Below are 15391 nucleotides of genomic sequence, written 5' to 3'. Positions count from 1 at the left end.
AGGTCGATCATGAGTGCGCCGCAGAAGCTCATCGGGTTCGTCGTCGGACTCGTCGTGGTGTTTGCCGTGTCCTTCGGGATCGGCTCGGCGGTCACGCCGAGCAGCCCCCCGGCTACGGGCCACGACGCCGGCCACGCGGAGGCATACACGCTTCAACTCGATGAGGCTGCGTTGCCGTCCGGCGCCGCGGTACCGCTGCGGTTCCGGATCGTCGACGGCACCGGCGCCCCGGTGACCGAGTACGTCGAGAGCCACGAAAAGCTGCTGCATCTGATCGTGGTGCGCCGCGATCTCGCCGGCTATCAGCACGTGCATCCGGTGCTCGACAAGTCGGGTACGTGGAGTGTTCCGCTGGATCTGGCCCAGCCCGGCGACTACCGGGTATTCGCCGACTTCGTTCCGGCCGACGGCCGTGCGGCCACCCTCGGCGCCGACATGACAGTGGCGGGTAAGTACCAGCCACAACCACTGCCCGCGCCGGCCGACACCGCCACTGTCGACGGGTACACCGTCACGCTCGCCGGGGTGGCCAGGGCCGGTCAACCCTCGGAGCTGACACTCTCGGTCAGTAAGGACGGCAAGCCGGTGACCGACCTGCAGCCCTACCTGGGCGCCTATGGGCACCTGGTCGCGGTGCGCGCGTCGGACCTGGCTTACCTGCACGTCCATCCGATGAGCGATGCGGCCGACGCGGCCACCGCGCCGGGGCCGCAGATCGCGTTCCACACCACACTTCCCAGCGCCGGCGAGTACCGGCTGTTCCTGGATTTCAAGCACCGCGACACGGTGCACACCGCCGAATTCACCGTTGAGGGGACACCGTGAGTACCGCCACCGGACACGTCGTACTGGAGATCGGCGGGATGACGTGTGCCTCATGTGCTGGACGTATCGAGCGGAAGCTCAACCACCTGGACGGCGTCACGGCGACGGTGAACTTCGCGACCGAGAAGGCCACTGTCGACGTGGCGGGTGAGGTCACGCCCGAGCAGCTGATCGAGGTCGTCGAAACCGCGGGCTACACCGCGCAACTGCCCGCCACCGAACCGGGCGAGAGCCACATCGAGGACGACCCGACCGCCGCGTTGCGCACCCGGCTGATCGTCTCGGCGCTGCTGACCATCCCGGTCGTGGCCATGGCGATGGTCCCCGCGCTGCAGTTCACCAACTGGCAGTGGCTCTCGCTGACCCTGGCCGCACCGGTGGTGGTGTGGGGCGCGCTGCCGTTCCACCGCGCCGCCTGGACGAACCTGCGGCACGGCACCGCCACCATGGACACGCTCATCTCGATGGGCACCATCGCGGCGTTCGGCTGGTCGCTGTATGCCCTGTTCTGGGGTACCGCCGGGATGCCGGGAATGACGCACCCGTTCTCACTGTCCATCTCGCAGTCCGACGGCACCGGCAACATCTACCTGGAGGTCGCCGCGGGCGTCACCACCTTCATCCTGGCCGGACGGTACTTCGAGGCACGCTCCAAGCGGCGGGCCGGGGCAGCGCTGCGCGCCTTGCTCGAGCTCGGCGCCAAGGACGTCGCGGTCCTGCGGGACGGTGTGGAACAACGCATTCCGATCGAGTCGCTGGCGGTGGGTGACGAGTTCGTGGTCCGGCCCGGCGAGAAGATCGCCACCGACGGTGAGGTGGTCGAGGGTTCGTCGGCGGTGGATGCCTCGATGCTCACCGGTGAATCGGTCCCGGTCGAAGTCGGTTCCGGTGATCAGGTGGTGGGCGCCACGGTCAACGTCGGCGGTCGGCTCGTGGTGCGGGCCAAGCGAATCGGATCCGATACCCAGCTGGCCCAGATGGCCCAGTTGGTCGAGGACGCGCAATCCGGCAAAGCGCAGGCACAACGTTTGGCAGACCGGGTGTCCGCGGTCTTCGTGCCGATCGTCATCGCGCTCGCGGTGGGCACCCTCGGATTCTGGCTGGGGACCGGCGGATCGGTGGCTGCGGCGTTCACCGCCGCGGTGGCGGTGCTGATCATCGCCTGCCCGTGTGCGCTGGGCCTGGCCACCCCGACCGCGCTGTTGGTCGGCACCGGCCGCGGTGCCCAACTCGGGATCCTGATCAAGGGGCCCGAGGTGCTCGAGTCCACCCGCCGCGTGGACACCGTTGTGCTGGACAAGACCGGGACGGTGACCACCGGAGCGATGACGCTGCTCGATGTGATCACCGCGCCCGGTGAGGATCCCACCGAGGTGCTGCGGTTGGCCGGGGCGGTCGAAGACGGATCCGAGCACCCGATCGCCCGGGCGATCGCCAAGGGTGCCCGGGACAAGCTCGGCGAGCTACCCGCGGTGGAGGACTTCGCCAACGTGGCAGGCCTCGGGGTACAGGGCATTGTCGACGGCCATGCCCTGGTGGTGGGCCGGCGCCAGTTGCTGGCCGACTGGTCGCAACTGTTGCCGCCGGAGCTGGACACCGCGATGCGTGAGGCGCAGGACCTGGGCCGCACCGCGATCGCCGTCGGGTGGGACGGGCAGGCGCGGGCCGTGCTGGTGGTCGCCGACGCGGTCAAACCCACCTCGAAAGAGGCGATCGGGCAGCTGTGCGCCCTCGGTCTGGAACCGATCATGCTGACCGGCGACAACGAGGCGGCTGCGCACGCGATCGCCGAACAGGTTGGCGTGCACGAGGTTTACGCCGAGGTGCTGCCGCAGGACAAGGTCGATGTCATCAAACGGCTGCAGGACGAGGGCCGCGTGGTGGCCATGGTCGGCGACGGCGTCAACGACGCCGCGGCTCTGGCGCAGGCAGATCTCGGCCTGGCCATGGGCACCGGCACCGATGTGGCGATCGAGGCCAGCGACCTGACCCTGGTGCGCGGTGATCTGCGGGCCGCCGCCGATGCCATCCGGCTGTCCCGGCGCACGCTGGCCACCATCAAGGGCAACCTGTTCTGGGCGTTCGCCTACAACATCGCGGCATTGCCGTTGGCGGCCGCTGGACTGCTCAACCCCATGCTGGCCGGTGCGGCGATGGCGTTCTCCTCGGTGTTCGTGGTCAGTAACAGCCTGCGGCTGAGGCGATTCCGATGATCGCGAGAGGGTCACAGGCTGGATTCAAATCACGCGCGCCCGGAATTGTGGGCATCGCCCGGCTACAGTCGGAAATATCGTGATACCACGCGGGTCTCGTATGCACTCACTGTCACGGCTGGTGGCCATGATGGCGACCGTGTTGTGGGCGGCCGTGCTCGCGGGCCAATGGCAGGTGACGAGCCACGAACAGGCGGTGCATCTGCCGCATGCTGTTTCCGCCGCGATCGGCGAAGGCAGCAGCGCGATGATGCTGGATCACCCGCACGTCAGTGATGGTTCGGCGCCTCACACGCTTGAGGGTTTCACCGCTGCGGTGCTGCCACGGGCTACCGCCACAGCGGCCGCACTTTCGGTGGTGGCGTTCATCGTCGGCTGCGCGGTGCTGTGCGGGTGCGCCGCCGTGCGGGCGCAGCGGGGTCCACCTGACCGCCATCGGATCCCACTCGCCGGTCAAGCGCTTCTGATCCGGATCTGTATCGCGCGCCGCTGATCTCTCAGCGCGGGGCTGCCAGTGCGCAATGCGCTGATGCCCCAACGCTGTCCAGATCAGGTGCCGCGCTTCAGCGCGGCCGGATACAGAATCGACGATTCCATGAACCATGCCCTGTCCACACGTTCATTCCACGTTCTGCGCCGAAACCGTGGGCCCAACACCATGGTCGGCCACACTCCCACCCTGTGGGTGTCCACTCCGTTCGCCGATGCCGGGCGCGGATTCTGGGCGAAGCTCGAAGGCTTCAACCCGGGCGGTATGAAGGACCGTCCCGCCATGCACATGGTGGAGCAGGCCCGGGCCCGCGGCGACCTGAAACCGGCCGGTCGCATCATCGAATCGACCAGCGGCACATTGGGTCTCGGTCTCGCATTCGCGGGAACGATCTACCACCACCCGGTGACCCTGGTGACCGATCCGGGCCTGGAGCCCATCATCGAGCGCATGTTGACCGCCTACGGTGCCGACGTCTCGATGGTGAGCGAGCCGCACCCGACCGGTGGGTGGCAGCAGGCCCGGCGGGACCGGGTGGCCGAGCTGCTCGCGGCCGAGGACAACGCCTGGTACCCGGACCAATACAACAACCCCGACAACGTCGACGCCTACCGGCCGCTCGCGTTGGAACTCAATGCCCAGATCGGACATGTCGACGTGCTGGTCTGCTCGGTCGGTACGGGCGGGCACTCCGCAGGCGTGGCGCGGGTGCTGCGTGAGTTCAACCCGGACCTGCGCCTGATCGGGGTGGACACGATCGGCTCGACGATCTTCGGTCAGCCCGCCGCGACCCGCGTCATGCGGGGCCTCGGTTCGAGCATCTATCCGCGCAACGTGGATTACGCCGCGTTCGACGAGGTGCACTGGGTCGCGCCGGCCGACGCGGTGTGGGCCGCCCGGACGCTGGCGTCGACGTACTACGCGAGCGGGGGCTGGAGCGTCGGCGCGGTTGGTCTGGTCGCGGGCTGGGCGGCCCGAAACCATCCGGCCGGCACCACGATTGCCGCGGTGTTCCCCGACGGCCCGCAGCGCTACTTCGACACCGTGTACAACGACGACTACTGCCGGGACCTCGGTCTGCTCGATCATCAACCGGCCGATGAACCGGAGACGATCGCCAACACCGCCGACCGCGTGGTGCAGACCTGGACCCGATGCGAGACGGTCGCCGACCCGACGGCGGTGGCCCGGTGAGCGGACTGATCACGCAGTTCCGCAGCTTCGATCTGCCGAGTCGGCTGTTGATGGTCAACCAGTTCGGCATCAATCTCGGCTTCTACATGTTGATGCCGTACCTGGCCGGCTATCTGGCCGGGCCGCTCGGCCTGGCCGCTTGGGCGGTAGGGCTGGTGCTGGGAGTGCGGAACTTCTCTCAGCAGGGCATGTTCATAGTCGGCGGCACCCTGGCGGACCGGCTGGGGTACAAGCCGCTGATCGTGGCCGGGTGCCTCTTGCGCACCGCCGGGTTCGGTCTGCTCGTCGTCGCGGACTCGCTACCGGCGATGTTGATCGCCTCGGCGGCAACAGGTTTCGCCGGAGCACTGTTCAATCCCGCCGTGCGGGCCTATCTGGCCGCCGACGCGGGTGACCGGCGGCTCGAGGCGTTCGCCACCTTCAACGTGTTCTACCAGGCCGGGATCCTGCTGGGCCCGCTGGCCGGAATGGCGTTGCTGGCCTTCGATTTCCGGGTGACCGCAGCAGTCGCTGCCGGGGTGTTCGCGGTGCTGACGGTGGCCCAGTTGCTGGCCCTGCCGCGGCACCGTGCCGAGCCGGTCGAACAGCGGAGTTCGGTGCTGCAGGACTGGCGCAGCGTCATCGCCAACCGCGGGTTCGTGTTGTTCGCGGTGGCGATGATCGGCTCCTACGTGCTGTCCTTCCAGGTGTATCTGGCGTTGCCGCTGCAGGCGGCGCAGCTGCGGCCTGGGAACGAAACCGCTTTGGTAGCCGGGATATTCGTGGTGTCCGGTCTGATCGCGGTGGGCGGTCAGTTGCGCATCACGCGGTGGTTCGGGGACCGCTGGGGGCCACGGCGCAGCCTGGTGGTCGGCCTGATGGTCCTGGCGGCGGCCTTCGTTCCGTTGGCAGTGGTGCCTGACGGCGGCCGGTTCGGTACCGCCGCCGCGGTGGCGGCACTGCTCGTTTCGTCGGCGCTGCTGGCGCTTGGCTCGGCCGCGGTGTTCCCGTTCGAGATGGACACCGTCGTCGCGCTGTCGGGCGATCGACTGGTCGCGACCCACTACGGGTTCTACAACACCGTCGTCGGCATCGGGATCCTGCTGGGCAACCTGGCGACCGGTTCGCTGATCGGCGCCGCCCGCGCCGCGGGCCTGTCCGAACTGGTGTGGCTGGGCCTCACGGCGATCGGGCTGGTGTCCGCGGCGGCGCTCTACGCGCTGATGCGGGACGGCGGGAAGCTGGCGCCCGCGCCGCTCACTGCATCGGCACGGTGATGCCCTCCGACGGCTGCACGATCACAAAACCGTTGCCGTGGAACGAGACCTGCACGGCCTCACCGGAGCCTCGGCCGATCAGCGCACCCGCCTTGAAGCTCGTCTTGAGCTGGGTCTGCAGGTGTGCCGACCACGCCACCACGGCGTTGGTGTCGGCGAAGGTCGGGGCCTCGGCGGCGTCGAGCACCACCGGCGGGCCGTCGGTGGTCAGCGCCACCCACCCGGTGCCGCGCAGCGTGGTGTTGAACAGCCCGCCGGTGGCGATGCTGCCGCCGCGGACCCGTTCGATGTTCCAGTCCAGACTCGAGGAGAAGGCCAGGACGTTCTTGCCGCTGACCGACAGGCCCGAGTTGGACAGTTGCAGCAGGTGGACGTCGAAGCCCTGATCGGCCAGGAACACATCGCCGGAGCCCTGGCAGCGCATCAGCGGAAGGCCTTCACCGGTGAGCGCCTTCTTGATGAACTTCGATGCGCCGCCGCCTTCGAAGGCAAAGTCGACGTTGCCCTGGTAGGCGACCATCGAGCCCTGTCGGGCCATGAACGGTTCGCCCAGGCGGACCCGCAGCATCTTCTTGTTCTGGTTGGCGATCGGCGTCGCCTCTTTCTCGCTGAACCGGCCATCGACGAGTTCGCCGCTGATGCCGGCGAACCCGTCACCCCGGGGTTGAGCCTGAACCTGCGCCTGCTGGGGCTGCGGTTGCTGCGGCGTTCCGCCCATCGGCGCCCGGCCGGCCTGGCCCTGATGGGATACCTGATCGGTCCAGGATTGCCCGTCCCACCACCGGTATTCGAAGCGGCCTTCAGGATCGGGCAGCCAACCGGGTTGCGGGGTTCCGTTCACAGTCATTCCTCGAATCGTCGGGTGGGGAAGAAGTCGCCACCAGGCTACAGAGGGTCGCGTTTGTAACCAGGTGGCGGATTTTTCGCCTCGGCGCCGCCACAGCGTTACAAACGCGCCGTTGCCCTGGCATTCTGGTGACATGGCAAAGGAAATCGACCCGATTCGCGCCCAGGGTGCGCTCGCGGTCTTGAAGCAGCACCCCGGCATGGTGCTGTTCGCGGTGTCACCGGCGATCATCGTGCTGGGCGCCGTGTGGTGGATCGCCGGCGCGGGTTGGGCGGGGCTCCTGCTGGTGGCCCTGGTGCTCGCCGGCGGCGCCGCACTGCTGCTCAAGCGCAACTAGCCCGGAAAGCAGAAAATCTGCGTTCGCCGGTGGTGAACGCCGTCCCATCAGCGGTGTAACGGTGTAATCATGTAATCATGAACAAACATCAACACCATCGCCGGTCCGCGGATGAGGCCGCCGAGTGGTTCGCGGGCCGACTGCCCGATACCTGGTTCACGGGCGATCCGACCGTGGTCGTCGACCGTGAGGAGATCACCGTCATCGGCCGGCTTCCCGATCCGGAAGAAGCCGAGACCAAAGCCCGTGCCTCCGGGCGCGCCTCGCGATTCCGGGAGGAGACGCGCGGCGAACGCATGCGCATCGCCGACGAGGCGCAGGGCCGGTTCGACCGTAAGGTCTCCTGGGGCGTGGAAATCAGTACCGGCGACGCAGAGCCGGAGCGAATCCTGTTCACGCACATCGCCGTACCGGTGATGACCCGCCTGAAGCAGCCCGAACGGCAGGTGCTCGACACCCTGGTCGACGCAGGCGTGGCCCGGTCGCGCTCGGATGCGCTGGCCTGGTCGGTGCGCCTGGTCGGCGAGCACACCGAGGAGTGGCTGGACAAGCTGCGCGACGCCATGAAGGCAGTTGACGATCTGCGGGCCGAGGGGCCCGGCGCCTAGAGTCGCTCGATTCCCACGTAAACCGAGCCCAGCGCCGAGGTCTGTGAAAGCGGGTCCATCGCTGCCCGGTCGGCCAGCAGGTTGCGGTTGACCCCGTAGGAGTCCGGCGGGCTGCCGTGACGGGGGTCGAATACCCCTGAGCCCCAGCCATGATCGAGTACGACGACCCCGCGGCGGGGCCGGTCGCTGAGGGCCGCGGTCACCTCGAGTCGCCCGACCGGTGAGAACACCCGCACCCGGTCGCCCGTCGCGATACCCAGCGCTGCAGCGTCGCCGGGGTGCAGCAGTACCTCATTGCCCTTCCCGCCCGGATGCAGGCCGGGCAATTCGTTCAGCCACGAGTTCATCGAATGCCGCCGGCGCCCGTTACCCAGCAGGAACGGGAATCCTTCCGGCGCTTCGAGATCCGATGTGGAGAGCAGTTCACGGGCCCGTGCCACGAACTGCTCGGGGGCTGCATGGACCTTGTGGTCCGGGGTGCGCAACGCTTCGCGGAACCGGCCGAACTGCCGCGGTCCGAGCACCAGGCCGTGTGGGTGCGCCTTCAGTTCGCGCCAGGTGAGTTTGTGCCCGTCGACCTTGCGCGAGGTCAGGATGATCAGCCGGTCCATCCAGTGCGGCCCGAACGCCAACCCGGGCCGTCGGGTCCGCGCCGCCAGCCAGCGGGTGGCGCGGACGAAACCGTTGAACCCCTTGGCGCCGAACAGTGGGCGGCGCATGGCCAGTGCCAGGTCGGCGAACACCCGCCACTCCTCGCGGGCGCCCGCCGGCGGCTCGACGGCCCTGGTCCCGTACTGCACGTACGGCTCGTCGTGCATACCGCTGGTGAAGGCCAGCAGATCGTCGCGTTCGAGCCAGTGCACCGCGGGCAGCAGCCAGTGCGCGTGCCGGTGGCTCTCGCGTTGCACCAGATCGATGGCCACCAGTAGATCGAGCTGTGCCAGGGCCTCGTCGAGCCGGGCCCCGTCGGGGCCGGAGATCACCGGGTTGCCGGAATTGACCAGCAGCGCCCGGATCTGGCCGCGCCCCGGCGTGGTGATCTCGTCGGGCAGCTCGGCCAGGGCGTGCGCCCCGGCCACCAGCTCACGCCCGGCCACCCTGCTGGTGTGCGGGCGGGTGGCCGCCAGCCCGGCCAGCCGCAGCGTGTCGACATAGCCCGGCTCGAAGCGGCGTCCGCCGGGGCGGTCCATCCGCCCGGTGATCAGGTTGAGCACATGACCCAGCCATTCGGCCACCGTGCCCGCGGCGTGCAGCGACACCCCGGTGCGGGTGATGGCCATCGCCCCTGGCGCCGAGGCGAATTCGCGGGCCACCTGCTCGATCACGTCACGGGCGATATCGCAGCGCGCCGCCAGGTCGTCCAGATCGGCATCGGCGGCCAGGTCACGTAGGGCGGCCACTCCGGTGGCCAACTCGGTGCAATCGCCGCGGTGCTCGCGGCCCTCGTCGAGAATCACCTTGACCATCGCCAGCAGCAGCGCCCAGTCCGCACCAGGACGCACCGGCAGATGCAGATCGGCGGCCTGCGCGCTCTCGGTGCGGATCGGGTCCACCACGACGATGCGTGCGCCCTGCTTCTGGCGGGCCAGCGCGCGGCGCCAGCCGCCCGGCACAGATTCAACCCAGTTCCATGCGCTCACAGCGGGATTGGCTCCGACGATCAGGAAGTAGTCACAGTTGTCGACGTCGGAGACCGGCACCATCAGTGGGGATCCGTACATGGCTTCGGCCACCACGTGCAGCGCGTTCTGGTCTACTGATCCGACCGCGTAGCGGTTGTACGTGCCGATGGCGTCCAGCCACGCGTTCATGAAAACCAGGTTCGAGGACGAGTAGCCGGCCGGATTGCCGTAGTAGGCGGCCACCGCATCCGGGCCCCCGGCGTCGATGATCCGGTTCATCCGCTGCGCGATGTCGCTGATCGCCTCGTCCCAGGTCGCCTCGACATAGCCGTCACCGACCCGGCGCATGGGGCGAAGGATGCGCCGCGGGTGTTCCACCACCTGCCCGGCGGTGCGGCCTTTTGCGCAGAAATCGCCCCAGGTGTGCGGGTTGAGCTTGTCGGCGGCGATCTTGACCACCCGGTTGTCCTCGACCGTCACCTCCAGCCCGCACGAGGCCAGGCAGTACCGGCAGAACGTGTGCACGGTACGGGACGTCATTACACCGACACTACGGTTTGTAACGGACTTCCGGTACTAAACCTGGGTCATTTCCCAGTACCGCCCATGCCGCGACATGAGTTCCTCGTGGGTGCCGCGTTCGATGATCCGGCCGGCGTCCATCACCAGGATCAGATCGGCATCGCGGATCGTCGAAAGCCGGTGGGCGATGATGAAACTCGTCCGGTCCCTGCGCAATTCGGCCATTGCCTGCTGGATGAGCAGTTCGGTGCGGGTGTCCACCGCGCTGGTGGCCTCGTCGAGCACCAGTACGCGGGGGCGTGCCAGCACCGCACGCGCGATCGTGATCAACTGCTTCTCGCCGGCGCTGATGGCGCCGCCGTCGTCGTCGACACGGGTGCCATACCCGTCGGGCAGGGTGTGGACGAACCGGTCCACATACGCCGCCCTGGCCGCCTCGAGCACCTCGGCCTCAGAGGCATCCGGACGGCCGTAGGCGATGTTGTCGTAGATGGTGCCGCCGAACAGCCAGGTGTCTTGCAGCACCATGCCGATCGAGGATCGAAGCGACTGCCGGCTCACCGTCGAGATGTCCACACCGTCGATGAGGATCCGGCCGGAATCGACGTCGTAGAACCGCATCAGCAGGTTCACGCACGTGGTCTTGCCCGCACCGGTGGGGCCGACGATCGCCACGGTGCTACCCGGCTCGGCCATGAGGGAGAGGTCCTCGATCACCGGAGTGTCGGGCAGATAGCCGAAACTCACCCGGTCGAATTCGACCCGGCCACTGCGGATTTCCAATGGCCCAGCCGGTTCGGGGGACTGTTCGTCGGCGTCGAGCAGCTCGAAGACCCGTTCGGCGCTGGCAATCCCGGATTGCAGCGTGTTGTACATCCCGGCCACCTGGCCCAGCGGCTGATTGAACTGCCGCACGTACTGGATGAACGCCTGGATGCTGCCCAGGGTGATCTGGCCTCCTGCCACCTGCAGGCCGCCCACCACCGCCACGGCCACATAGCTGAGGTTGCCGATGGACATCGTCGCGGGGCCGACGAGACCCGAGAAGAACTGCGCCCCGATGCTGGACCGGTAGACGTCGTCGTTGAGCTCGTCGAACCGCAGCTGCGCGGCCTCCCGGTGCCCGAAGGTCTTGACGATGGTGAAGCCGCTGTAGGTCTCCTCGATGTGGGCCGCCAGCCGACCGGTGTTGCGCCACTGCGCCACGAACAGCGGTTGGGAGCGACGGGTGATCCAGCGGATCACCCACAGTGACAGCGGCACTGTGATGACGGTCAGCAGCGCCAGGAGCGGCGAGATGGTCAGCATCATCACCAGCACGGCGAACACCGTCAACACCGAGGTCAGCAGTTGGCTGATGGTCATCGACACCGAGCCCTGGATGTTGTCGATGTCGTTGGTGACCCGGCTGAGCACCTCACCGCGCTGACGGGAATCGAAGTAGGACAGCGGAAGTCGGTGCAGTTTGTCCTCGACCTCGGCCCGTAGCGCCACCATGGTGCGTTGCACCGTGACGTTGAGCAAGCGGGCCTGCAGCCAAACCATTACCGCGGCAAGCAGGTACAGGCCCAGCGCCAGGGCCAGGGTGCGGGCCACCGCCGCGAAGTCCACGCCGTGGCCGGGAACCACGTTCATCCCGGACAGTAGGTCGGCGAAGGCGGTGTCGCCGCGGGCCCGGGCCGCCGCGACGGCCTGCTCCTTGGTCAGCCCGGCGGGCAGTTCGCGCCCGATCACACCGTTGAACAGCAGATCGGTGGCGTGACCGAGAATCCGGGGGCCGGTCACGCCGATCGCGATGCCGCCCACCCCGAGCAACACCACCGAGATCGCCAGGCCGCGTTGCGGCACCAGGCGTTTGAGCAGGCGCAGGGCCGACCCGCGGAAGTCGCGCGTGCGCTCGACGGGCGCGGCCGGGGTCCCGCTGCGGCGCAGCACGGGCCCGGTCATCGGGGATCCCCGGCGGTGATCGCCTGCGATTCGGCGAACTCGGCGTAGGTCGGGCAGTCGGCGAGCAACGACTCGTGGGTGCCGACGCCGACGATGCGGCCGTCTTCGACCACGACGACCTGGTCGGCGTCGATCACCGTCGAGATCCGTTGCGAGACGATGACCGCGGTTGCGTCGGCCGACATCTCGCGCAGGGCGGCCCGTACGCGGGCATCGGTGTGTACGTCGAGTGCCGAGAACGCGTCGTCGAACAGGTAGATCGCGGGCCTGCGGATCACCGCGCGCGCGATCGCGAGCCGTTGGCGCTGCCCACCGGAGAAATTGATGCCGCCCTGGGCCACCGGGCGCCCCAGCCCGTCGGGATGGGCCGCCACGAAATCGTCGGCGGCCGCGATCCGCAGTGCGTCCCACATCTGTTCGTCGGTGAGTTCCTGTCCCGGCGCAGCCCCGTAGCGCAGGTTCTCGGCGATGGTCCCGGAGAACAGGTAGCCCCGTTGGGGGACCAGGCCGATCGAGGACCACAGCTGTTCGAGGTCGAGTTCACGGACATCGACGCCGTCGACGCGCACCGCGCCCGCGGTGACGTCGTAGAAACGGCAGATCATCGCCAGGAGGGTGGATTTGCCGGATCCGGTGGACCCGACCACGGCGGTGGTGGTCCCGCGCCCGACGCGCAGCGAGACCTGCTGCAGCACGGGGCGATCGGCACCGGGATAGCTGAATGACGCGTCGTCGAAGTCGATCTCGCCGGTCAGGGAAACCGGCCGGACCGGATGATCGGGGCTGGTGATTTGGGGCCGGGTGCCCAGCACGCCGTTGATGCGCTCGGCGCAGACCGACGCGCGCGGGAACATCACCGCGAGGACCGTCGCCATCAACACGGCCATCAGAATCTGCATGAAGTAGGCCAGGAACGCGATCAGTGAGCCCACCTGCATGTGGCCGGCGTCGATGCGCAGTCCGCCGAACCAGATCAGCGCGACGCTGGAGATGTTGATCACCAGGGTGGTGGCCGGCAGCATCAGCGCCTGCCACTGCCCGGCTTCCAGTGCGGTGGCCGACAGGGCCCCGTTGGCGTCGGCGAACCGTTGTTGCTCGACGGGTTCGCGCGCGAAGGCCCGGATCACCCGGATGCCGGACAGTTGATCGCGCATCACCCGGTTGATGCCGTCGATCACGCGCTGCATGCGACGGAAGATCGGCCACAGGTGTCTGATGATCCAGAAGTTCGCCAGTGCCATCACCGGAACACTGACCAGCAGCAGCCACGACAATCCGGCGTCCTGGTGCAGCGCCATCAGGATTCCGCCGATCGACATGATGGGGGCGGTGATCAGGATCGTGGCGGTCATCTGCAGCAACTGCTGGATCTGGCCGACGTCGTTGGTGGTGCGGGTCAGCAGCGATGGGGCACCGAAGCGGGCGGTCTCCTCGGCCGAGAACGTGGTGACGTGGTGGAAGATCGACGAGCGCAGATCGCGGCCGAAACTCATGGCCGCGCGCGATCCGAAGAACACCGCGCCGATCGCGCAGGCCACCTGCAGACCGGTGACACCGAGCATCACTCCGCCGAGTTCGACGATGCGCCGGGTGTCGCCCTTGGCAACTCCGTCGTCGATGATCGCGGCGTTGACCGTCGGCAGGTAGAGCGACGCCAGGGTGCTGATCACCTGCAGTGCCGCGACGATGGCGAGCAGCCGCCGGTACGGCCGCACGTACTGTCGCAGCAGCGCCCAGAGCATCTGGCTACTCTTGCACACCGCCCCGCTGTGGGTCGTGTCCAGCCGCTGTCGTGTCCGGTTCGGTGAAAGTCCAGGTCAGTCGGTATGTCGGTATGGGGCATAGGTGTTGCAGCTACAGTGCATGGCGTGACGGTCCGTACGGCCACCAAGCCACTACTCCGCAATGCCAGAGCCCTGGCGGTATTGGCTGCGGCAATGGTCCCGGTGTTCGCCGGGTGCTCGACTGACGAGCCCGCGTCCCCCCAGGTTCCGCAGACCGAGACGCAGAGTGCCGGTGGCACGGGTAAGCACGGCCCGCACTTTCCGCATTGCGGCGGCGTGAGCGACGAGACGGTGACTCAGCTGACCCAGGTTCAGGGTCTGGTCAACACCGCCACCAATTCCTCGGGCTGCCAGTGGCTGCAGGGCGGCAGCATCCTGGGCCCCCACTTCTCGTTCACGTGGTTCCGGGGCAGCCCGATCGGCCGGGAACGCAAGACCGAGGAACTGTCGCGGACCAGCGTGGAGGACATCAACATCGAGGGGCACGGCGGTTTCATCGCGGTCGGGGAGAACCCGCTCAAGGCCGGCGACGTCAACTTGTGTGAGATCGGCATCCAGTTCGATGACGATTTCATCGAGTGGTCCGTGAGTTTCGACCAGAAGCCCTATCCCGATCCGTGTGAGGTGGCCAAGGAGCTGACCCGCCAGTCGATTGTGAATTCCAAATGAGCATGCAGCGTGGGGTCGCCGGGGTCATGGCCGCGCTGGCAGTGTTCGTCGGGCTCACCGGTTGCACCCGCACCGTGGACGGCACCGCAGCCAAGGAGGGGTCCAGTGGCGGCCCCAGCAACAACAAGTCCGAGAAGACCTACCCCAACCTGCTCAAGGAATGCGATGTCCTGACCACCGACATCCTGGCCAAGACGGTGGGTGCCGACCCGCTGGACATCCAGAGCACGTTCGTCGGCGCGGTGTGCCGTTGGCAGGCGGCCAACCCGGCCGGCCTGGTCGACATCACCCGGTTCTGGTACGAGCAGGGCAGCCTGGACAACGAGCGTCAGACCGCCGAGAAGCTGCAGTACGCGATCGAGCAACGCCGGATCGCGGGTGTGGATTCGATCATCATGAGGCCCAACGGGCTCAACGGGGCATGCGGCGTGGCCAGCGACGCGGCCGGTGTGGTCGGCTGGTGGGTCAACCCGCAGGCGCCGGGGATCGATGCCTGCCCCATGGCGATCAAGCTCATGGAACTGACACTGGCCACCAACTCCTAGCGGGGCACGTGGAAGCGCACCAGTGTCGCGCCGCCCAGCGCGAGCTGGTCCCAGGGGCCGTTGGTACGCAGCACCGCGATAGCCGAGGTGGGGAACTTCAGCGAAATGCTCTCCGCCGCAGCGCGGTTGGAGCCGTCCGCCAGGCCGAGTGCGACTGCGGACATGGCCGGCTCGTGGCCGATCACCAGTACCGTCGACGGGTCGGTGCCGAAACGTGACGAGACACCGTTGATCTCGTCGATGACAGTGCCCGGTCTGGCGTCGTAGATGCGTTCGGCGAACTGCACCGGCGCCTCGATACCGGTGCGTACCAGAGTCTGACGGGTCCGCGTCGCCGTCGAGCACAGCACCGCATCCACCTCGGCGAAGTTGGCCCGGATCCAGTCCCCGGCCAGCCCCGCCTCCCTGATCCCCCGCGCGGCCAGCGGTCGGTCGTGGTCGGCGACCCCGTCGGGATAGTCGGACTTGGCGTGGCGCATCAGCAGCAGGGTTCTGATCGGACTGATCGGATCGGCCATTTCAACAGGGTAAG

General features: G+C 67.9%; 14 protein-coding genes. 9 read left to right on the top strand and 5 right to left on the bottom strand.

Features of this window, described 5'->3' with window-relative positions; all coding sequences use genetic code 11:
• Window positions 1-9: 9 nt before the first annotated feature.
• From AB0I14_RS27695 to AB0I14_RS27675, 5 genes are all read left to right on the top strand, one after another.
• The gene (locus tag AB0I14_RS27695) at window positions 10-825 is read left to right on the top strand and encodes a hypothetical protein (protein ID WP_358028734.1); all 816 of its coding nucleotides are present in this window, start codon (window positions 10-12) and stop codon (window positions 823-825) included.
• Entirely contained in the window at window positions 822-3038 is a 2217-nt protein-coding gene (locus tag AB0I14_RS27690) for a heavy metal translocating P-type ATPase (protein ID WP_358028731.1), read from the top strand. The genes AB0I14_RS27695 and AB0I14_RS27690 overlap by 4 nt, the downstream gene beginning before the upstream one ends.
• Window positions 3039-3138: 100 nt before the next feature.
• Entirely contained in the window at window positions 3139-3531 is a 393-nt protein-coding gene (locus AB0I14_RS27685) for a hypothetical protein (RefSeq protein WP_358028728.1), read from the top strand.
• 102 nt (window positions 3532-3633) lie between these two features.
• Window positions 3634-4722, top strand: a complete 1089-nt coding sequence (locus AB0I14_RS27680) for a PLP-dependent cysteine synthase family protein (protein ID WP_358028725.1) — start codon at window positions 3634-3636, stop codon at window positions 4720-4722.
• The gene (locus AB0I14_RS27675; protein WP_358028722.1) at window positions 4719-5978 is read left to right on the top strand and encodes an MFS transporter; all 1260 of its coding nucleotides are present in this window, start codon (window positions 4719-4721) and stop codon (window positions 5976-5978) included. Before AB0I14_RS27680 ends, AB0I14_RS27675 begins: the two co-directional genes overlap by 4 nt.
• Here the strand turns inward: AB0I14_RS27675 and AB0I14_RS27670 are convergent.
• Complete coding sequence (locus tag AB0I14_RS27670; protein ID WP_358028718.1) at window positions 5959-6825, bottom strand: AIM24 family protein; 867 nt, start codon at window positions 6823-6825, stop codon at window positions 5959-5961. The two genes, AB0I14_RS27675 and AB0I14_RS27670, sit on opposite strands and share 20 nt — an antisense overlap.
• Before the next feature lie 133 nt (window positions 6826-6958).
• On the opposite strand from AB0I14_RS27670, the gene AB0I14_RS27665 reads away from it, so the two are divergent.
• Together AB0I14_RS27665 and AB0I14_RS27660 are read left to right on the top strand one after the other, a co-directional pair.
• Window positions 6959-7162 (top strand): hypothetical protein, encoded by a 204-nt coding sequence (locus AB0I14_RS27665; RefSeq protein ID WP_358028715.1) that lies wholly within the window; start codon window positions 6959-6961, stop codon window positions 7160-7162.
• A gap of 77 nt (window positions 7163-7239) precedes the next feature.
• The gene (locus AB0I14_RS27660) at window positions 7240-7770 is read left to right on the top strand and encodes a hypothetical protein (protein ID WP_358028711.1); all 531 of its coding nucleotides are present in this window, start codon (window positions 7240-7242) and stop codon (window positions 7768-7770) included.
• On the opposite strand, the gene AB0I14_RS27655 is transcribed toward AB0I14_RS27660, so the two are convergent.
• Genes AB0I14_RS27655 through AB0I14_RS27645 form a run of 3 tightly spaced genes read right to left on the bottom strand, consistent with a single transcriptional unit; the run spans window position 7767 to window position 13603 of the window.
• Complete coding sequence (locus AB0I14_RS27655; RefSeq protein WP_358028708.1) at window positions 7767-9932, bottom strand: molybdopterin-dependent oxidoreductase; 2166 nt, start codon at window positions 9930-9932, stop codon at window positions 7767-7769. The genes AB0I14_RS27660 and AB0I14_RS27655 overlap by 4 nt on opposite strands.
• Before the next feature lie 36 nt (window positions 9933-9968).
• Window positions 9969-11861 carry an ABC transporter ATP-binding protein gene (locus tag AB0I14_RS27650; protein WP_358028705.1) on the bottom strand — a complete coding sequence of 631 codons (1893 nt, stop codon included), beginning with the start codon at window positions 11859-11861 and terminating at the stop codon, window positions 9969-9971.
• A complete protein-coding gene (locus AB0I14_RS27645) occupies window positions 11858-13603 on the bottom strand; it encodes an ABC transporter ATP-binding protein (RefSeq protein ID WP_358028703.1) in 1746 nt (581 codons plus the stop codon). The genes AB0I14_RS27650 and AB0I14_RS27645 overlap by 4 nt, the downstream gene beginning before the upstream one ends.
• A gap of 195 nt (window positions 13604-13798) precedes the next feature.
• Here AB0I14_RS27645 and AB0I14_RS27640 point away from each other — a divergent pair, with 195 nt between their 5' ends.
• Together AB0I14_RS27640 and AB0I14_RS27635 are read left to right on the top strand one after the other, a co-directional pair.
• Window positions 13799-14314 (top strand): DUF3558 domain-containing protein, encoded by a 516-nt coding sequence (locus AB0I14_RS27640; protein ID WP_358029038.1) that lies wholly within the window; start codon window positions 13799-13801, stop codon window positions 14312-14314.
• On the top strand, window positions 14311-14859 hold the full coding sequence (locus tag AB0I14_RS27635) for a DUF3558 domain-containing protein (protein ID WP_358028701.1): 549 nt from the start codon (window positions 14311-14313) through the stop codon (window positions 14857-14859). Before AB0I14_RS27640 ends, AB0I14_RS27635 begins: the two co-directional genes overlap by 4 nt.
• On the opposite strand, the gene AB0I14_RS27630 is transcribed toward AB0I14_RS27635, so the two are convergent.
• Window positions 14856-15377, bottom strand: coding sequence for a histidine phosphatase family protein (locus tag AB0I14_RS27630; RefSeq protein WP_358028699.1), 522 nt, complete (start codon window positions 15375-15377; stop codon window positions 14856-14858). The genes AB0I14_RS27635 and AB0I14_RS27630 overlap by 4 nt on opposite strands.
• Window positions 15378-15391 lie beyond the last annotated feature (14 nt).

It is taken from the genome of Mycobacterium sp. NPDC050441, assembly GCF_040655355.1.
Classification (GTDB): Bacteria; Actinomycetota; Actinomycetes; order Mycobacteriales; family Mycobacteriaceae; genus Mycobacterium.
The sequence above is the reverse complement of the archived record's forward strand: the minus strand, read 5'-3'. Positions and strand labels throughout refer to the sequence as shown.